This window comes from Companilactobacillus insicii (genome assembly GCF_003946015.1).
Classification (GTDB): domain Bacteria; phylum Bacillota; class Bacilli; order Lactobacillales; family Lactobacillaceae; genus Companilactobacillus; species Companilactobacillus insicii.
In genome coordinates, this window is sequence record NZ_RHNU01000031.1 from 1 (window position 1) to 20,453 (window position 20,453).

18 protein-coding genes are annotated in these 20,453 nt (G+C 35.5%); 8 read left to right on the forward strand and 10 right to left on the reverse strand.

The window, feature by feature from the left end:
- Positions 1-90 precede the first annotated feature (90 nt).
- The 5 genes from EKM79_RS09585 (at position 91) to EKM79_RS09605 (ending at position 5,066) form a co-directional block, all read left to right on the forward strand.
- Positions 91-975, forward strand: a complete 885-nt coding sequence (locus EKM79_RS09585) for a LysR family transcriptional regulator (protein WP_125568211.1) — start codon at positions 91-93, stop codon at positions 973-975.
- 84 nt (positions 976-1,059) lie between these two features.
- Complete coding sequence (locus tag EKM79_RS09590) at positions 1,060-1,431, forward strand: nuclear transport factor 2 family protein (protein WP_125568213.1); 372 nt, start codon at positions 1,060-1,062, stop codon at positions 1,429-1,431.
- Positions 1,432-1,525: 94 nt separating this feature from the next.
- Positions 1,526-2,569 (forward strand): zinc-dependent alcohol dehydrogenase family protein, encoded by a 1,044-nt coding sequence (locus EKM79_RS09595; RefSeq protein ID WP_125568215.1) that lies wholly within the window; start codon positions 1,526-1,528, stop codon positions 2,567-2,569.
- A 217-nt stretch (positions 2,570-2,786) separates the two neighbouring features.
- On the forward strand, positions 2,787-3,860 hold the full coding sequence (locus EKM79_RS09600) for a hypothetical protein (RefSeq protein ID WP_125568217.1): 1,074 nt from the start codon (positions 2,787-2,789) through the stop codon (positions 3,858-3,860).
- 12 nt (positions 3,861-3,872) lie between these two features.
- The gene (locus EKM79_RS09605) at positions 3,873-5,066 is read left to right on the forward strand and encodes an MFS transporter (protein ID WP_125568219.1); all 1,194 of its coding nucleotides are present in this window, start codon (positions 3,873-3,875) and stop codon (positions 5,064-5,066) included.
- A gap of 134 nt (positions 5,067-5,200) precedes the next feature.
- On the opposite strand, the gene EKM79_RS09610 is transcribed toward EKM79_RS09605, so the two are convergent.
- The 3 genes from EKM79_RS09610 to EKM79_RS09620 all read right to left on the reverse strand — a co-directional run bounded on the left by EKM79_RS09610 (position 5,201) and on the right by EKM79_RS09620 (position 6,151).
- A complete protein-coding gene (locus EKM79_RS09610) occupies positions 5,201-5,485 on the reverse strand; it encodes an iron-sulfur cluster repair di-iron protein, ric (RefSeq protein WP_125568221.1) in 285 nt (94 codons plus the stop codon).
- A gap of 92 nt (positions 5,486-5,577) precedes the next feature.
- A complete protein-coding gene (locus EKM79_RS09615) occupies positions 5,578-5,925 on the reverse strand; it encodes a DUF2178 domain-containing protein (protein ID WP_125568223.1) in 348 nt (115 codons plus the stop codon).
- Position 5,926: 1 nt separating this feature from the next.
- Positions 5,927-6,151, reverse strand: coding sequence for a helix-turn-helix transcriptional regulator (locus tag EKM79_RS09620; protein ID WP_125568225.1), 225 nt, complete (start codon positions 6,149-6,151; stop codon positions 5,927-5,929).
- Positions 6,152-6,290: 139 nt separating this feature from the next.
- Here EKM79_RS09620 and EKM79_RS09625 point away from each other — a divergent pair, with 139 nt between their 5' ends.
- Together EKM79_RS09625 and EKM79_RS09630 are read left to right on the forward strand one after the other, a co-directional pair.
- Complete coding sequence (locus EKM79_RS09625; protein WP_125568227.1) at positions 6,291-6,527, forward strand: cytochrome b5 domain-containing protein; 237 nt, start codon at positions 6,291-6,293, stop codon at positions 6,525-6,527.
- Positions 6,528-7,088: 561 nt separating this feature from the next.
- On the forward strand, positions 7,089-9,623 hold the full coding sequence (locus EKM79_RS09630; protein WP_125568229.1) for a M1 family metallopeptidase: 2,535 nt from the start codon (positions 7,089-7,091) through the stop codon (positions 9,621-9,623).
- A gap of 75 nt (positions 9,624-9,698) precedes the next feature.
- On the opposite strand, the gene EKM79_RS09635 is transcribed toward EKM79_RS09630, so the two are convergent.
- A complete protein-coding gene (locus EKM79_RS09635; RefSeq protein WP_125568231.1) occupies positions 9,699-10,397 on the reverse strand; it encodes a Bax inhibitor-1/YccA family protein in 699 nt (232 codons plus the stop codon).
- 106 nt (positions 10,398-10,503) lie between these two features.
- On the opposite strand from EKM79_RS09635, the gene EKM79_RS09640 reads away from it, so the two are divergent.
- On the forward strand, positions 10,504-11,433 hold the full coding sequence (locus tag EKM79_RS09640) for a restriction endonuclease (protein WP_125568233.1): 930 nt from the start codon (positions 10,504-10,506) through the stop codon (positions 11,431-11,433).
- A gap of 46 nt (positions 11,434-11,479) precedes the next feature.
- Here the strand turns inward: EKM79_RS09640 and EKM79_RS09645 are convergent, their stop codons facing one another.
- The 6 genes from EKM79_RS09645 to EKM79_RS09670 form a co-directional block, all read right to left on the reverse strand.
- The gene (locus tag EKM79_RS09645) at positions 11,480-12,013 is read right to left on the reverse strand and encodes a nucleoside/nucleotide kinase family protein (RefSeq protein ID WP_246005662.1); all 534 of its coding nucleotides are present in this window, start codon (positions 12,011-12,013) and stop codon (positions 11,480-11,482) included.
- A complete protein-coding gene (locus tag EKM79_RS09650) occupies positions 12,013-13,098 on the reverse strand; it encodes a YdcF family protein (RefSeq protein ID WP_125568237.1) in 1,086 nt (361 codons plus the stop codon). Before EKM79_RS09650 ends, EKM79_RS09645 begins: the two co-directional genes overlap by 1 nt.
- Positions 13,099-13,143: 45 nt before the next feature.
- Complete coding sequence (locus tag EKM79_RS09655) at positions 13,144-16,314, reverse strand: AAA family ATPase (RefSeq protein WP_125568239.1); 3,171 nt, start codon at positions 16,312-16,314, stop codon at positions 13,144-13,146.
- A gap of 1 nt (position 16,315) precedes the next feature.
- Entirely contained in the window at positions 16,316-17,497 is a 1,182-nt protein-coding gene (locus tag EKM79_RS09660; protein WP_125568241.1) for an exonuclease SbcCD subunit D, read from the reverse strand.
- A gap of 111 nt (positions 17,498-17,608) precedes the next feature.
- Positions 17,609-19,450, reverse strand: coding sequence for an FAD-binding protein (locus tag EKM79_RS09665; RefSeq protein WP_125568243.1), 1,842 nt, complete (start codon positions 19,448-19,450; stop codon positions 17,609-17,611).
- A gap of 118 nt (positions 19,451-19,568) precedes the next feature.
- Positions 19,569-20,381, reverse strand: a complete 813-nt coding sequence (locus tag EKM79_RS09670; protein WP_211331285.1) for a MerR family transcriptional regulator — start codon at positions 20,379-20,381, stop codon at positions 19,569-19,571.
- Between the last annotated feature and the right edge of the window lie 72 nt (positions 20,382-20,453).

A 20,453-nucleotide genomic window follows, 5' to 3' on the forward strand; every position in this document is an offset into this window, starting at 1 on the left:
GAACAGTGATGTTCTTTTTGTGTTAAAAGGGAATAAAAAAACTGGTATTGATTATTCATCAATACCAGAAAGTATAGAACCGGAAAAATTATGTTTCAACAGATGCAATATTTTATATCGATAGTTAAGAATCATAGCTTTACTAAAGCAGCAGTAGAGTGCCATGTTTCCCAGTCCGCTATTTCTCAACAAGTCAAAGAACTGGAAAACTATTTAGGTGTAGAACTGTTGGAGCGAAAAGGGCGTAGTTTTGAAGTTACTGAGGCGGGTCAGTATTTCTTCACGCATAGTCAAGATATTTTAGAGTCAGTTAATCAATTAATAGATAATACAGTCAAAGTAGTCAAAAATAAAAAAGTAGAATTACGAGTGGGATACCTACAAAACTTCGGTACAGCGGAATTTTTGAAGACTGTATCTCAGTTTTCCAATGAGTATCCACAAGTCAAAATTACTATTACTAGTGGAGATCATGAAAAATTATATGACTTGTTGAAAAATGGACAAATAGATATGAATTTTTCAGATCAACGTCGGGCTTTGTCAAATGAGTACGTAAATGAGTTTTTGACTGATAGTAACTTTGTACTGGCAATTAGTCGATCTAACTTTCCTAACATTGAAAACCGATTAGATATTGCGGAATTAGCGGATATACCGTGTATATTAATTACCGATGATGATAGACGGGAGTCGGATGAATCTTATTATCGTGATATTTTAGGAGTTAAAAGCGAGTTTGTCGTATCAAAAAGTTATGATGAGGCACAAATTCTGGTCGCTTCGAATCAAGGATATTTAATCGTTAATGATCGCATCAAGGAACAACTTAATTCTGAAATTGTTAAAACAGTAAGATTAGTTAACTCTGGGCAACAAATGATTCAAAAATACTATGCTTATTGGAAAAATGATAATTCAGGTTATTATATTGAATCTTTTGCCGAGTTACTTAAGAATAATTTCCATAAGTAGTACTTATGAATAGTATTTTATTTTCGAATAGCTCTAAATCGGTCCTAATAGTATTATTTTGGTTAATTAAGGAGATACATTATTATGACTGATGAAGAAATAATTATAGAGTTATATCGTATTGAGAATGAAGCAATGGTTACTAAGAATATTACTAAATTAAATGAAATTTTAGCTCCATCTATGGAATTAATACATATGACGGGTTATGTTCAAAAGAAGTTTGAGTGGATAGATCAGATTCAAAACGAACAAATGAAATACTTTTCGTCAAAAGAAGAAAATATTAAAGATATTGAAGTAAATGGTGACAGTGCAACGTTAGTAGGGCAAAATCAAGTAAGAGCAAGTGTCTGGGGAAGTAACGTTAACACTTGGCCACTTCAAATGAAAGTTTATTTTGTTAAGCAAAATGGACAATGGGTAATTTCTAAACAAGTAGCTAGTACTTATTAATATTATTTCCTCCAAATATTGGTAACAATTCGTTTTAAATTGTAAGATAGTTTTGGATGTGGATTACAAATAAAGAATAATTGGGGGAAGTAGTATGAAAGCAACAATATTTAAGGGACCAGGTAATGTTCAAGTTGAGGATGTTGAAAAACCAAAACTACAAAAACCAACAGATGCAGTAATCAAAATTTTGCGTGCATGTGTCTGTGGCTCAGACTTATGGTGGTATCGTGGACTTGCTGACCGTCCAATTGGTTCAATAGTTGGTCACGAAGCAATTGGTATTGTTGACGAAGTTGGTTCAGACGTTACTGATATTAAGAAAGGTGACTTCGTCATTGTGCCATTCACCTGTGGTTGTGGTCATTGTGCTGCTTGTTTAGCTGGATTTGACGGGGATTGTATGGATCAAGAACCTGCTGGTAATACTGGTTATCAAGCTGAATATTTACGTTTTTCTAATGCTAATTGGGCATTGGTTAAGATTCCTGGACAACCTAAGGATTATTCAGAAGAAAAACTTAATTCACTATTAACTTTGGCTGATGTTATGGCTACCGGTTATCATGCCGCCAGAACTGCTGAAGTTAAAGATGGTGATACTGTTGTTGTTATGGGTGACGGTGCCGTCGGTCTATGTGGTGTGATTGCTGCTAAACTTCGTGGTGCAAAGCGTATTATTGCTATGAGCCGTCATGAAGACAGACAAAAATTAGCTAAGGAATTTGGTGCAACTGATATCGTTCCTGAACGTGGGGATGAAGCAGTTGAACGTGTTATGGCTCTGACGAATAATAACGGAGCTGACGCAGTTCTTGAATGTGTCGGAACTGAACAATCCGTTGATACTGCTGTCAAAGTTGGCCGTCCAGGTGCTGTTGTCGGACGTGTTGGTATTCCTCAAAAACCTGAGATGAATACTAATAACTTATTCTTCAAGAATATTGGATTACGTGGTGGTATTGCAGCTGTTACTACTTATGATAAGAATATTTTGTTGGATGCTGTTTTGAATGACAAAATCAATCCTGGAAAAGTATTTACTAAGAAATTTGCTTTGGATGATATAAAAGCTGGCTATGATGCAATGGATAAGCGCGAAGCTATTAAGTCGCTTGTTATTGTTAGTGAAGACTAATAAGACGTACTCGAGGTTGTGACATAACTATAAAATTCATCAAATTTGCAGCGTAAACGCGCGACAAAGCACAACTTCTGAGTATAACCTAGAAGTTAGACGTGCTTTGTCACGCTCTTTTTTTATTTTAAAATTAAGTATTATTTGATTCGTTCACACAATATTATTTTTAACAGGTACAATAAAAGTTATATGGTTTTGCAGAGGGGAAGCTCTTATGAATGATTTGATGCATCAATATAAGATATCTAGAACTATGAGTATTATTTTATTGCTGGGATTGTTTATGTTTGGGAATTTACCAATCATGATAATAACTTATTGTTATTTAGCATTCATTTTAATTATTCGAACATGGATGAAGGTGGGATTTAAGAGACGAATCAAATTTGGCTTAACTGCCATTTATGGTTTTATTTTAGTCGCACAAATAGTATTTGTAGTACTAACAGTATTTCCTCTGCACAATGTAAGCCTGATGTATTATCCGGCTAAGATCTTTGCATTAGTCTTGTTGGGGGTACCTTTTTTCATTGAACGATTTGAAACCGTTAATGACGGTACAGAATTTTATATGCCGACGGTTGAAGATGTCACTGCAATAAGTTTTGAGGAGTTGCACGATAATGCACATCGTATTAAATCAATGATGCAGAGTATATCCAATATGAAAAAAAGTGTTTCGGTGGATCATATGAAGACGATTTTAGAGGATATTCCCAGGCATAGTTCTACTCGATATATTAATCGTGGGAGTTTAACGGATTATTATTTTGAAGCTGCTAATAATAGTTTGAAAGATGAGCATATTTATTTGGTAGTTTCTAATACTGGAAGTCCAGCTAGCGAGATAATCTCTCAATTCACTCAAAAGCAATATAATCATGTATCACTTTCGTTTGATCGAGATTTAAACACAATCATTAGTTATAACGGTGGTAATAATGTTTATCCACCAGGGATGAATGCGGAGGCTGTTGAGTATTTTCATCAAAAAGACGATGCCTCGGTATTGATATATAGTTTGCCAGTTACCTACGATCAGAAGCAGCAATTAATAGATAAAATTGCTGAAATAAATAGTGAGGGTAGTGCTTATAATTTAATTGGTTTGGTCGCAAAGCATTCAATTAGGCCTAATATTATGTTTTGTTCACAATTTGTTTATAAGATGTTGAGTTTAGTGGATTTGAATTTTTTTGAAAAAGCGGCTGGGGATGTCAGACCGACAGACTTTATTGAATTAGATTATTATAAAAAATTGGCTTTTGAATATGAAATCAAGTTTTAATAGAGGGTTAATATGACAAAATACAAATGGCAAGCTAGTGCGATGGTTTTGGTTTCATTCATGCTAGGTTGCAACGAGTTCATGGTAGTTGGGGTAATTTCGGATATTGCTAAATCATTAGAAGTAACAGTAGCTACAGCTGGCTATTTGGTTACTATTTTTGCGATTGTTTATGCAATTAGTACACCGCTTGTAACACTCTTTACTAATCGTTTTAATCGTTACAAGACACTTATGATATTATTAGTGATTTTTTTGATTGGGAACACTTGGAGTGGTTTCGCAACTAGTTACTGGTTGTTCTTAGTATCGCGAATGATAACTGCGACCGTCGCTGGGGCAATTGAGTCACTAGTTATTTTGTTTGCTAATGATATTGCACCACGTAATAAACGAGCAATGTTAATTTCGTGGTTAGCAGCAGGTTTTAGCATTGCTTCCGTTGTTGGGGTTCCCATCGGAGTGGCCATTAGTACTGCCACCAGCTGGCACGTTGCTTTTCATTTAATTTCGATTCTAAGTTTAATAACTTGTATTGTAATGGCATTTTTACTACCACGAAATTTGGCACAAACGCCTGGAGGAATCAAAGATCAGTTAGTTTTACTGACAGATAAGCGTATTTATCTAGGTGCTGTTCTGATTCTATTCTCAGCCGCAGCATTGTATGCCTACTATACATATATTCGACCATTGCTGACAACTGGTCTGGGATTCAGTACAACAGCGTTAAATTGGCTGCTATTTGCACTTGGGATTATGAGTATCATGGGAAATCGTTTATCTGGAACGGTTGCTGAACGTAGTGGTTTGAAGAGCATGCCTAGGTATTATATTGCAGACATAATACTATTACTACTATTCCCGATGGCAATGAAAAATCCATTTGCTGGGTTTGGACTCTTTTTGATCTTGGCATTAATTATTTCTGTAGTTAATTCGCCGATTCAAATCCATTTCTTGGACGTTGCTGAGGCAGATTATCCTCAAGCAACTTTGCTGGCGTCATCTTTAAATGCTATCTTCTTTAACATTGGTATTTCGGTTGGATCAGCTACGGCCGCACAAATTTTGATGCATAAGAACCTTAGTTACTTGGGATTCGGTGGAGCAGCCTTTTCAGTATTGTCCTTAATAATTGCGATAATTTTAAACAAGGTTATTGCTCGTTCCAAATTAAAAGAGAGCGCGGAAAAACACGTTTAACTTCTGAGTATAACCTAGAATACCCCTGTATTTACGTAAGTAAATGCGGGGGTATTCGTAGTTAAACGGAAGAAGTTGTGTTTTACCGCGCGTTTACGCTGCAAATTTACAACCTTTTTTATTTGTCTAAATATTTAAACTTGTGCGTTTATAGTATCAGCTGTTTCTAACATGTGATAGGTTGCCTCAAAAACTGGACATACATCGTTAGGAATAGCGTAGTTATTAGTTGTTTTACGTAATTCGTTGAAGTTATCACTTAGGTCGTTACCATCGTCAATATCCTGTTGTAGTTTGATGTATTCATTTCTGACATCGAATACTTCTGGGTGATTTTTGCCGTGAGCGTTAGTAATAGCTTTTGTATAAAAGTCTAATTTTTCTTGACGTTCATCTAAATAATCTTTAACTGCAGTCATTGTGCAAACCTCTTTTCATTTGATACTTTTATTTTAAGAGGTAAGCTCAATGCTTAACTTGATTTAGATCAAGTTAAAATTATTTCTCGTATTTAATTTAAATCTCTGTGATATTGCCACGTTAGATAGCTTCCACCGGTGATGAAGACAATAGAGTATTTGAGTAAAAAGAAAATTTGCCACATAAATGCGTGTGGAAAGGCAATGTCACAAAGTATAAGAGCGGCAAACATAAATGTTGTCGCATAGACCATAATTTTGCTGGTTCTTTCGTCGCCAGTATTGAAAATATTCCAGCCATTAAAAAGGTAGTATCCTCTCATAACAAAGGCAACGCTAACCGCAAATAGTATAAAGCTACCACCAACTAATTGATTCCAGTTAGCAGTTGATGCTCCAGCCCATAGATGAAGTCCAGTAAAAATATCAGTGTAAATCATTTTAGTTTCCCTTCTCATATTGAAAGATTTTGGTCAATGGTACTTGGAAATAATCTGCAATTCTAAACGCCAACAAGAGCGTTGGTACATAGTTTCCTTTTTCCATAACAAAGATGGTTTGCTTGGAGACACCAACTTTATCCGCTAATTCCTGCTGTGATAGTCTTGCTAATACTCGATGTTCATAAACTGTATTCGAGATGTTGTCGCCGAAATCCTTTTTCATATATCCTCACCTCATGTATTTATAATAATGTATAGTTTTATAAAAGTAAAGTAAACTTATACAAATTCAAATTACTGTTTAAATTTAAGCAAACATGTAATAATGGATTTAGTAATAAAATTTATGAGGGAGAGAGATTATGGCAGATAAAGAATTTACATTAGATGAATTGAAGCAATATGACGGACAAGACGGCAATAAGGCTTATGTAGCAATCGATGGTGTAGTTTATGACATGACAGATGTTGGACCTTGGGAAGGCGGCAAGCATCATGGAAATGTTGCCGGTCAAGATTTATCTGAGGTGATTCCTCATGCTCCACATAAGAAGTCAGTATTACCAAAGCTACCAGTAGTAGGTAAATTAGTTAAATAGTTTTTGGAGAATCCGTTATTTTTTAGCGGATTCTTTTGTTTGGTTGTTCTGTTTTAGGTTCTGTTCGCTTCCGATTGTCAGTGAATCCACCTGCTGTGGGACCAGTCCCGGCCAAAAAACGGTCTGGGACTTTGACTTTAAGCTTTGCATAGTTCGCAAATCTTAAAGTTCGTCCATTTTGTAAGGCCGGTAAAGCGTCGACCTAACAAAATTTTCACAGCTGATTCCTTCACGGATAATCTCCAGCTAGGATATTACTGTTAATATGATGTGTTTGGACATATGAGAATAGTAGAAGGATTCAGTGGAGACAGGCAGATATATTATCCGTGTCGATGCAGTTAGCCAGCGTTTTATGCTGACTTAGTGCATGGGACGAGCTTGAAGACGTGAACTTCGGTTTCAAGGCGAGGTCATAGACCGCATTGTGGCTATGACCGTTCCCCACGGATACCTTATCTGCATGGCACAACGACATCAAATTCACATCATATTATAGAAACTCTAATAAAAGTCGTATAATAGAAAATAGATTTATTTTTTGAAATTACGGAGGGAATTATGACTGGAATTACACATGCTTATGATACATTTCAACCCACACATTATGATATCTTCATAGATATCAATCGTGGAACAAAACAAATTGCTGGAAAATCAGTTATTGACGGTGTTGCACAACAGAAAGATATCTTTATTCAACAAAAAAATATGGATATTGAATCTGTTCAAGCTGATGGAAACGATGTTCCCTTCCAAGTTGATAATAAGAAGGAAGCAATCAACATTACATTGCCACAAGCTGGTGAGACGACACTGGCAGTTACATATAAGGCACCTTTAACTGACTCTATGATGGGAATTTATCCTTCATATTATGAAGTTGATGGGGTTAAAAAAGAAATAATCGGTACACAATTTGAAACTACATTTGCTCGTCAAGCATTTCCAAGTGTTGATGAGCCTGAGGCTAAGGCCAAATTTGACTTGGCCATTAAGTTCGACGAGAAACCCGGCGAAACTATTTTGGCAAATATGCCAGAAGTTCGTAATGAAGATGGTATTCACTATTTTGATACAACTGTACGCATGTCGACATATCTGATTGCCTTTGCATTTGGTGATCTTCAAAGCAAGATTACAACTACAAAGAGTGGCGTAAAAGTTGGTGTCTTCGCTACTAAGGCCCACAAGGCTAATGAGTTAGATTTTGCTTTGGATATCGCTAAGCGAGCAATTGAATTCTATGAAGACTTTTATCAAACACCTTATCCATTACCACATTCATGGCAATTAGCACTTCCTGATTTTTCAGCAGGAGCTATGGAGAACTGGGGTCTTGTAACTTACCGTGAAGCTTATTTGACTCTTGATCCTGATAACACATCACTTGATACTAAGCAATTAGTCGCAACAGTGATTACACACGAACTTGCTCACCAATGGTTCGGTGATTTAGTAACTATGAAGTGGTGGGATGATCTATGGTTGAATGAGAGTTTTGCTAATATGATGGAATATGTTTCAGTTGATGCCATTGAACCTGATTGGCATGTCTGGGAATTGTTCCAAACTTCAGACGTCCCAGCTGCTCTGCAACGTGATGCAACTGATGGTGTTCAATCAGTTCACGTTGATGTTGAGGATCCAGCCGAAATCGATGCTCTATTCGATAGTGCGATCGTCTATGCCAAGGGTGCTAGAATGCTAGTTATGATGCGCGCTCTAGTTGGCGATGATGCTTTACGTAAGGGATTGAAGAATTACTTTGCTGCACATCAATACAATAATGCTCAAGGTAAAGATCTTTGGTCAGCTGTTGGTGATGCTGCCGGTATGGATATTGGTGGAATCATGAACTCGTGGCTAGAACAACCTGGATATCCTGTTGTTAGTGCTTCAGTAATTGATGGTAAATTGACATTGTCACAACAACAATTCTTCATCGGTGCTGGAGAAGATAAGGGTCGTCAATGGAAGATTCCATTGAATGGTAATTATGAGGTTGCTCCAACAATTATGAGTGACAAGACAATCGTCCTTGGTGACTATGACAAGTTGCGTGCAGAAGAGGGCAAACCATTCCGTGCCAATGTTGGTAATAACTCACACTTCATCGTTAAATATGATGATACTTTATTGAAGGATATCTTGGATCACCATGAAGAATTAGATGCCATTTCACAATTGCAGATTTTACAAGACTTACGTTTATTGGCTGAAGGCAAGCAAATTTCATATGCCTCAATTGTTCCATTGTTGCCTAAGTTTGCAGATAGTCATTCAACAGTTGTCAATGCTGCTTTGTACCGTGTAGCCAATGATTTGAAGAAGTTTGTTACTCCTGATTCTGACGAAGAGAAACAACTTCAAGCATTGTTTGATAAGTTGAGTTCTAAAGAAGTTGCAAGACTTGGCTGGACTCCAAAATCTGGCGAATCAAATGATGATCAATTGACTCGTCCATATGTATTGAATGCTGCACTATATGCTAAGAATGCTGATGCAATTGCTGCAGCACATGATTTATTCGTTGAGAATGCTGATAACCTTGCCAATCTATCAGCCGATGTTCGTATTTATGTATTACGTAATGAAGTTAAAAATTACGGAAGTGCAGAATTATTTAATAACTTGTTGAACGAATATCGTAAATCATCAGATGCTAGTTATAAGCAAGACTTATGCGCTGCTTTGACATCTACTCCTGATGCTAAGTTAATTGCTGAATTGATCAAGAAGTTTGAAGACTCTGAAACAATCAAACCTCAAGATTTACGTGCATGGTTCCGTGGCGTACTTGCCAATGATGCTGGTCAACAAGCTGCTTGGGACTGGATCAGAAATGACTGGCAATGGCTTGAAGATACAGTTGGTGGAGATATGGAATTTACTACTTACATTACAGTTATCTCAATGGTATTCCACACGCCTGAACGTTTGGCAGAGTTCAAAGCATTCTTTGAACCTAAGTTGGATACTCCAGGAATGACACGTGAAATTAAGATGGATATCAAAGTTGTTGAAACTCGTGTTGCTTTGATTGAAGCCGAAAAAAATGCTGTTAATGCTGCAGTTGCTGAAATTGTTAAATAGATTTTAGTTTTAAAATAAAAATAGAGCCTTAGAAATCCTAATCTCATAGGGTTTCTAAGGCTCTATTAATTTGTTCTAATTACTATCACCAAAGAGAGAAAGAATGCTCAAGAAGATGTTAATGAAATCCATTACCAAGCTAATTGAAGCAACTAATGCGATAGCACCAAGGTTTTCAGAACCTTGAGCACTAGTATAGATACGTTTGATATTTTGTGAATCAAAGGCGATATAGAACAAGAATACAATGATAACAGCGATGTTAACTAGTAGTGCAGCAACAGTACTGTGGAAGATAACTAAGTTGATGAATGAAACAACGATGATTGAAATTAATCCGATCAATAATGTTCTGTTCCAACTAGTTAAGTCCTTCTTAGTGAAGAAGCCAATTCCGGCAGCGACGATGAAGATTACCGAAGTTACTGCAAGAGATTGTACAATACTTTGTGCTGTATAAATGTAGAATACTGGAACACCGAAGACCGACATTGTTAGTATGAATAATACGTAACTAATAAATGTCATTAAGTACGAACTTGTCGCAAATCGATTTGCCATACTGATGAATGCAAATGCGACGGCAATTGTTACTAGTGAGAAGATAAGAGCGTGTCCACTCATCATATTCATAATTGGATATGCAAGTGAAGTGTTTCTAGCAATAGCATTTGCTGCTACGGTCCAGAAAGCCACACCCAGTCCAGTGTATAGGTACACTAGAGAAGTGAAACGAGCCAAACCAGTGGCTCTTGCTTTGTCTATTGATTGCATTTATTGCCCTCCTTTTGGTATTGAATATTGTAACAAATATGGGAAGGGTTTGCAGTGATGAAAGATTTATAATGTAATTAATATCTGGTATTAAGGGGAAAATAAAATGACTAATTATAAAAGACAACCGTTGAGAAGATATATATTAGATTCTTTGCAAACTCTAGGAGGTAGCGCATCAAGACAAGCAATAAAAAATGGAATAGTAGATGATAATGATAATTCTATTTCGTATGATGATGTATTTGGTGAAGTAATTTCCTCCAATGGTAACAAATATCATCCTTTTGATTTCGATTTTAATTTTGGATTGAGAGAATTGGTTGTAACTGGTTATATAGAAGAATATAAAAGGGGACAGGATATTGTTTTAACGGAAAAGGGACGTTCAAAAGACCATTCCAATTTTCCAAATAATAAGGAACTTAAGCAGATGCAGGATTACTGGGATGGAAAAAACCTGCTAAGGGCCAAGCGAAATAAATTAAAATTAGAAAAAGAAAAGCATAATGATGATAAAAAAGTAAAAAGAATTCCAATGGATAATGATGATTCTTCTGATGATCCTTCAGACACATGGAAAATAGAAATATTAGATCAGATTAAACAATTTTCACCTAAGAAGTTTGAAAGCTTTTCAAGACTTTTAATTTCAAAAATGGGAGTTATTTTTGATAACAAAAAGGGAATAATGATGTCAGGAGATCATGGAATAGATGGATATGGTTATTTTAAGTCCGATGAGTTCAGAACAAGTCGTGTTGCCATACAATGTAAAAAATATACAGATGGTTCAGTTTCAGAGCCAGAGATTGATAAATTTAAAGGTGCCATGCTGAGTATGAATGTAGACTATGGCATTTTCATAACAACGAGTTTTTTTACGTCACAGGCTAAATTAAAAGCAGTACAAGGAAGTAAAACCGTTACATTGATTGATGGACAGGGCATTTCAGATTTAATAGAAAAATATCAATTACATGTTACGCCAGTTCGCACATACTCTATCGATGATTATTATTTTGAAGAAAATTAAAAAGAAATTGTAGAGATCTATTAATTTAGATTCTACAATTTCTTTTTTAAATATCATTTATTTTGTTTTGAGCAATCTCTAATTTTTGATCTAATTCTGAAGTGACATCAATCACTAAATCTGCACTATCCATAACATAACCTTGAAAATCTACAAATAGACTACGGGCTTTATCTAAGTAAATATTTAACCAGTCAAACACCGCGGATATATTTTCTTCATCAGAGTAGTCACGTAAAATTCTTCGTGCTAGAGCAATATCCAAAGGAGTATTGATATATATTGATAGGTCGATATAAGGATTTAAATTACTATGTCTTTTAGCAAAAGGAAAATCTACTAAAATATATTCGAATTTATCCAACCGTTCTTTTAAATCAACAAGTAGGTTAGAGATATCGTATTGATTTACGGCATCTTTAACAGATGTAAAAATATCAGGTGCTGATGGCAATTTATCAATATTGTAATCATCAAATGATATTATCGAGCAATTGTTTAGCTGCTTTTGAAGTTCATTGATCAGCGTTGTTTTACCGCTAGCGGTTACTCCACTAACGACGATGACCTTACTCTTCATTATTTCCCACCATAACGATATTCAATCCAAGTAAGAACACCAGAACCAATTGCCATCAAGATAATAGCGGCAGCGTGCCAATATTTGTTACGCATGAATATGGCGATATATTCACGAATAATGGCATTTGGTAAGAAGAACTTAGCAGTATGGGCACCGATTCCATCAGCTTTTAGTCCAGCTTGTTTAGCTACCATCCCTGCGCGGAATGTATGATAACCGTTAGTAACAAAAATTGTTTTGGGACTTTTTACATCAGCTTGCTTTTCAATTATTTTTTTAGAATACAGCATGTTCTGATAAGTATTTTTAGATTCTGTTTCAGCAAGTCCGTCATTTTCGGGCAAGCCTTGTTTCAAGGCATATTCCAACATGGCAGTACCCTCTGGAACTTTCTCATCTCCACCTTGACCACCAGAAAAGATCATTTTGGCTACTTTACCGGTCTTCTTAAGTTGCTTCTTATAAAAGGTCAACCCACGGTCAATTCTTTGACCGAGTAGAGGCGATACTTGATCACCATTTAATAATCCGGCACCAAGAACGATAATGTAATCTTTGTTATACTTAGGAAAATTGAACTGGTACAACACTAGCATAGTTAGGTAATTGTAGAACCAAAAAAGAACATAGAACAAGATAAGATTCGAAGTTGTAGTTATGTAACTAGCAATTGGGGATGGTAAGTGTTCATTTAGCCAGTTAGTAAAGAATGGCAAAAGCAAGATTGCAATTCCCAGTAGTAACGTAAGCATATTGGCCAGTGAATGACTTTCGCGTTTCCAAACTATCCAAGCATTCCACAATAGGAGTAAGGCTTGAAGCGTGAACGCGACACCGACTACCATTAGGAATATGACAAATATCCCAACACTCACAACGATAAGTGGGTGATTGTTAGTACCAAGAATCGTCATAGCCAGAATTGGCAGTAACGAATATAAAAATAAATTGAACCAGATACCGTTACTCAATCGTCTTTTTTCATGATGATAGGCTAATCCAAAACAAATTCCAAAAAATATTGGAATAACCCAGAGCCAATAAAGATACGTGGGTATTGGAACCCAAGCTTGTTGATCCATAAAAATCTCTCCCTGATAATTTATAATCCTCAATTATATTTAATACTACTTTGTGATAATTTCAACGGTACTGCGACCATCTCCAACTTTCTTGATCAGTACTTGCTGACCAATCGTTGTTTTCATTGCTTCAATATGACTGATAACACCGACCATACGGTTTTCTCCAATGGTTTCCAAAGCTGTCATAGCCTTGTCTAAGGTTTCGTGGTCCAGTGAACCAAATCCTTCGTCAATAAATAGGGCATCGATTTTTACTCCGTTAGCAGATGATTGAACGACTTCACTCAACGAGAGAGCAATTGATAAGGCAGCTATAAAGGTTTCACCACCAGATAGTGTGTCTGATGAGCGAGTTGCTCCAGTTTCATTATCATAAACATTGATATCTAGTCCGTGATCAGTTCGTTTATCTGATCCCTGAGCTGCAATTTCGAAACTATAACGATTGTTAGATAAGACGTTGATGAAGGTACTGTTGGCGTAATCCAGAACTTTGCGTAAGTAATTTTGTACAACGAAAGTTTCTAACTTTAGTTTATCGTCATTGCCATCTTTACCGGTAATAACGTTGTAAAGACTAGTGATTTCTTCTAGCTTTTTACCGAAACTACTTTGTTTATCTACAATTTTTTTAATTTCTTCATAACTCGCATTAGCGTTTTCGTAAGTCAATTTCAGTTGAGCAGTCTTTGTGACTGCCGCTGTATTGGCTTCTTTTTGTGTATTTAAGGTTTGTTGTAACTGTATAAGGTCTGGCATCTGAACCTTATTCAATTCCTTAGTTAATGTCTTGATGTCACTATCAAGTATTTCTTTTTCTTTGTTATAAGAAGAGATAGTTTCTTTGAGTTGTGTGTTGATACCTGCATTTAATTCTTCAATCCAAGTAATTAATTTCTCTTCATCAGTGGTTTTTGCGCCTTTTGCACTTAAGGCATCATTCAATTTAATTTGAAGTTTTTGAATTGCGGCAACTTGTTTGTCTATTTGCTCGTTGATGTCTTTCAATTGTGTTTGACCATTTGAGAGAGCAATGTCGCTCTTATGAACAGTATTTTTTGAAGTTTCTAACTGTGCATTAAAATCTTTGATTTCTTGTCTTAAGCTGGCTTGTTCGTTAGTTAATTCAGAACTAGTCTTGTTATTTTTAGTGATTTTATCGTTAATTTCGGCTAAATCTTTTTGGTAGGTAGCTTGTTTTGAATTATTTTCTGCTAGTTTCAATTGGTTAACTGAAATCTTATCAGAATTTTTCTTTAATTCTTCTTCAAATACTGAAATTTCTTTGGTCAATTTGGCAGAAGAGGCTAAAGAATTGTCGATATCTTCAACCCTATTATTGAAAATATATTTTATTTTGGACATATTGAATTCTTTAGGAAATTCTAGCTCTGAAGCTGAGCTTAAGTCTTGGTATTTTTTGGATAGATTTGCGTTTATTTCAGCAATTTCTGATTTTTTACTGATAAGTGATTGAGAGTTGTCATCAAAATCTTTTTGAACTGTCTTTAAGTTTTGTTCAGCTGCTGCAAATGTTTTTTGTGAAACATCTACTGCATCAATTGATTTTTTTAATTCTTGTTCATCAGCTTCAACGATGTGAGTGACATTAGGATGAATTGTAGATCCGCAAACCACGCAAGGTTCTCCGTCGACTAATTCTTGTTGTAGCTGGGCAATCATTAGTGATTGTCTAGTACCGATTTTTTGTTGGTAATCTTTTTTTGCGGCTTCTAAGTCTGCTTTTTTATTTGCCAACTTAGTTTGTAAAGTCTTGGAATCAGTTTGTAGTTTCTTTAATTCAGTTTCTAATCCATTTAAGTTAGTTTCTATTGGTGATAGGGCATCGATCACTTTGTCCTTTTCTTGCAATAGAGTGTCTTTTTGTTTTTGAAGTACATCAATAGGGGTTAAGCTTTTTTGACGAGTCTTAATATCTGATGTTATTTGATTAGATACTTCGTTTTGCTTTGTTATTTCATCATTGATCGACGCTATTTGTGGCTTAATAGAAGTTAAATTCTTTTCTAATTCTTCTTTTCGCGAGATTAATGGAATTATATTTGATAGTTCTTCCACACGATTATTTTTAATATCAATCTCAGGTTGTTCTTGCATTAATTTGGTTAAGTCAGCATTTGCTGTGTCATGTTGGTGTGTAGCAACTTTTAATTGTTTATTAATATCAGATTGAGATTTCAGACTCTGTTTATTATCATTTTTAATTCGATTGAGATCTTTAACCGTATCTTTTAAGTTGTTAGCCCAATCTAAGTTCTCAACGTGAGCAATATCCTTATCAATATTTACTTTTTTATCACTAATATTTTGTTGATACTGTTTTTTTAATTCTTCTAATCGCTCAAACTTCTTTTTGATATCATTAGCAGCACGTAATTCTTCGTCAGCCTTGTTTAATGATTTATTAGTTTGTTCCATATCTGCTTGTGCATGTTCCATCTGTGTTTTTCGTTCGGATACAAAGTCGTTTAAGATATTGATTCGTTGAGATTCAGCTTCATGACTCAAGATCTCAGTTTCTTGGTCACTGAGTTTCATAGAAGTTATTTGAGTATTAAGTTCAGTTTCGAAACCAACATTTTGCTTCTTAGCATCATCGTATTTTTGTTTTAACTTATTTGTAAAGTCATCAAATATTTGAGTTCCAAATATTTTCTTTAGAATGGATACTTTGTCATCAGTTTTTGCCTTTAAGAATTCTGAAAAATCGTTTTGTGGAAGTAAGATGATCTTTTTGAATTGGTCTGCGTTTAACTTCAAAATGTCCGCAATTTCATTTCCTACATCAACAGGTTTACTAGCAATACTTTGAATTTCAGCCCCACCAACTTTTTCTAAAATACCTAAAGTGGCAGTTGTCTTCCGTTTGGTTAATCCTTTGCTCTTGGTTTTCTTTTCCAAAAATTGCTCAGGTGTACGTTCAACTTTGTATAGATTATTGCCTTGTTCGAAGTAAAAGATCACACTAGTTTTTTTGTTATCAGGGGCAAACTGACTGCGCATTTCTTTTGCATCACGATCACTTGTCGTACTTCCAAATAATGCAAAGGTCATAGCGTCAAAGATGGTTGATTTACCAGCACCAGTATCACCACCGATTAAGAAGATTGGAGCTTCTTCTAATCGTCTGAAATCAATTACTGAATATTCATGTGGTCCAAAGTAGTTCATTTCTAAATAAACGGGTTTCAATTTATTCGCCTCTTTCTAATTCTAGGAAAATATCATCAACGATTGTTTTTTGATCTTTTGATAATTGGTTACCAGTAATTGATTGGAAGAATTCGTCGACGGTTTCTTCCTTGCTCAACTGACTAATGTTTTTAGAGGTTGATTCATTTGCCTTTTTTTCAATATTTTCATAGTCTAATTCCACGACAGTACCGTAAATATCTTGAAGTTGGGCACGGACATTAGTGTGAACGTGTTTAGTTCTATCAAAATCTTTGATAGTAATAGCGAACCAATCTTTTCTAACTGGTTGTTTTGAATAAAATTCAGGGTCGAGTAGGTTCTCCCACGTTTCATTCAAAACAATTAAATCAGTTCCTGGTAATATTTCTCTTAAGTCTGTTTTATCGGCCTCTTTTTCAGTATCGACAATATAGACACCCTTGTTATACGTAGTTTTGGCTTCTTTAACGTTGAATTTTACAGGACTACCACTGTAGCGAATCCTTTCGTTAGGGGAAGCAAGCCTTGTATGAATGTGGCCTAACATTACATAGTCAAACTTATCGAATTGGGAGGCAGTTAATGTTTCCAGTCCACCAACTTTTGAAGTTGTTTCACTTGTTAGTTCAATTTCTTTGTCAGCACTAGCGGAAACAGCAAAATGAGTCACTAAAAGATGCTTTTTGTTAGGGTCGAATATCCTATACATATCTGCCAAGACCAAGGCCATAGCGTCGCTAATATTTTTGATACTCTTAACTTTGTCTTCGTCCATACCTTGTTTTTGATAGTAGACACGGGCATCCATTGGATCAAAGAACGGTAATAAGAATATTTGTGTATCCGGAGTCTCTATTGGAGTGAAGGCTTCTTCAAGCAAAGTGTTGATATGAAAGTTGTTGAATTCCATCCAATCACGACCGTAGTTTAGGCGTTTAGCACCGTCATGATTTCCAGATATTGCATAGATAGGAAACTTGTTATCAATATTGATTTCTTTGAACATTTCATTCAATGCCATAATGGCATCCGTTCCTGGAATAGCGCGATCATAAATATCTCCGGCAATTACAATACCATCGACTTTTTCGTCTTTGGCAATTTTTAAAATTTGTTTGAAGGCGTATTTTTGTTCATCTAGTAATGAATATCCATTAAGTGTGCGGCCAATATGCCAATCAGCAGTGTGTAAGAGTTTCATAGATTAATTCCTCCATAATAAGATAATTGTAGCAAAGACTATGACTAATAATTGTTATTTTAGACACAAAAAAAGTCAGAAAAATTAATTTCTGGCTTTGTAAATTAAAACTTATTCAGTAACATTGTTGTGCGCATGTTTTAAAGCGTCACTAACAGCTTCTTTAATGGCGCGACTTGAAGCGGAGGCACCTGAAATGGCATCGACATCAACAGAATTCTTAGCCACGATATCTTTAGGCAGTTGTTCAACTGCTTGTTTGCCGTAATCGTCCGATTCACTTTGCTTAAGCACTTCGACATTTTTAATATCATTGTTGTCATCAATAGTTACACGAACAACTATTTCATTACCCATGCCAGCAGTTGATTTACCGATGTATTGATTTGGCCCGGTTTCATAATTCTCTTTCACTATGTCAGATCCGAGAGTTTTTTTAGCAGCATCGTGTTTGCTTGCGGAAGTTTCAGCATCGTAGCCAGTTAAATCTACGGTAACACCCTTTGCGGCATTTTCACCGGCAATCTTACCAAGTATCAAGTCTTCAGCAAGGTTGCTTCCACCATTATATTTACGTCCCATCATACTACCTAATTCTCCAGCTGAATATAGATGTGGGATTACATTATCATCGACATCGATTACTTCAGCTTGTGCATTGTGAACGGGTCCACCTTGTGTATTCAATAGTCCTTGTACCATCGCGATTGCGTAATAAGGTCCATCGTCGAATCCAGTCAATGTATTAGGGTCACGATTGAATGCATAATCACGTTTTATTTCGACAAAATGATTGAAGTCAGTAATAGTGTTTTGTAATTTATCTTTGTCAGCGTTAATCTTATCGGCTAATTGTGGTAATGTATCAGCTTTAATTACCAATTTCAAAAATTCTGGATAAGGAGCATCTTTATCATTTGCTAGCTCATCATATTTCTTTGAATCAAAGATGACATATGGATGTAATTGAGCATTCATTATTCGCCATTGACCATGGTTTTGAGTGTGGCCATGTCTATGCATTTCGTTTTCGTCAAAGTAGCGAGTTCCATCGTCACCAACAACAATGATGCTTCCTTGGTGAAATGCTGGCCAATCAAATGGCAAGAATTGTGAACGTTGACCATTTTCTGGTTTTGGAGTAAGTCCGTGGAAAATTCCATAAGCTTCATAATTAGCCATATTATACATTTTTGCACCAACATCTTGGGCCATTGTGACACCAGCACCCTTGTTGTATAGTGAGCCGATTGGATTCAGGCTAGTTTCACCCAAGTATGTTTCAACCATCTTAGGATTATTTTCAAAACCACCGGTTGTCATAATTACGCCGTGTTTAGCCTTGATATCAAGCAATTTATTGTTGCGTTTGATTTGAACACCAATTATTTTTTTACTATTTTCTTCTTGAATGAGATGCACGGCCGGAGTTTCATAAAGCACATCAATCTTATCAGAACGATCAATAACTTGTTTACGTAAGTTCTTCCAAAGAGCAGAATCAGCCACGCCTTCATGAACAGCTACTAATTCGTGAGTTTCTTGACCAGGTAATTCAGGGTATTCGTGAGCCATGAAGTACAAAGCCTTTGAAACTGGAGATTCTGGATGCTTGCCCATGATAAATGGTTTAACACCCAAATATTTTTCTAAGAATTCTGGAATGTGATAGAGTCCTTCAACATATGTATTCATTAGTTCTTTGTCATATGAAAGTGGATATGCCAAATTGTCATAATATTTTTTCAAGTCGTCTAGGTTATCACCAGATGAGATAACTTGCCCGGCATAACGAGTATTACCGCCCTCATGACCTTCAGGGGCAGAGTCCACTAATAATACTTTAGCACCGTTACCGGCTGCAAATCGTGCTGCAGTGGCACCGGCACCACCGAAACCTAAGACAGCAACGTCATAAACCGCATCCCAGCTTGTATATCTATCTTTGAACATTTCCTTCACTCCTTTTTTAGTAATCTTACACATGATCAGTATAAATCTATTTATGATTTTTGGAGACGATTACAGGTAAGAAGAAGTAATGATAATTTGATCTTAGTTAAAAGATTCATTAAATATTATTTACAACGGGAACTTGAATCTTGTATTTAAGAGATACCCTATTTTTAGTTTTGATTGCGGGGTTAAAAATCACTTCGCAAATATAGTCTCCAGCAATTATCAAGTCTCGTTGTTGTATTTCTTGAAAAAGCTTTTTGGCATAAATGATTTCATCTTTAGGATTGTCTGAATATAATGTCATATACATATTTTCAGGAAGAATTTGTTGCGTCACCCTTTTAGGGTAATTATTATCGACAAAAATAAATACTGTTTTTGAATGATAGTTTTGATTTTTAAAATCAGATTTTTTGATTATAGTGCCGACATTAAAAAAGTAGGATAATGGTAAATTATGTTTAATCATATATGATTTGAATTCTCTCATCATTATTTCGTAGCCATAGTCGCTTCTTTCAAATAAGTCTACGTCTGTTTTTAGAGTGTCTATTTTTCTTTCTGGTAAATATTCCATAACAATTTGACCATCAGGTGGTAAGGAACTCATCTTATTTAAGTTACTTTCTAAATGCTTGACAGTTCTTAAATGACGATTAAGTTGTTCAATTTTTTGTTTGAGAATCGTTTCTTGATTGATTAGTGAATTTCTCAATTTATCAGGAGAGTACTCGTTTAATTGATTTTTTATTTGATTCAGAGTCATTCCACAGATTTGCATAGTATAGATTAGATCCAATTGATCACATTGTTCGATATGATAATAACGGTAACCGTTTTTTTCATCCAGAAATTCAGGCTTTAAAATATTTCTTTTGTCATATAATCTTAATTTCTGTGTGGAAACATTATTTAATTTTGCCATTTGTCCGATAGTTAAATATTCATTTTTCAAAGTTATTAGTCCAATCTCTAAACATTGTTGTAAGTATAATGT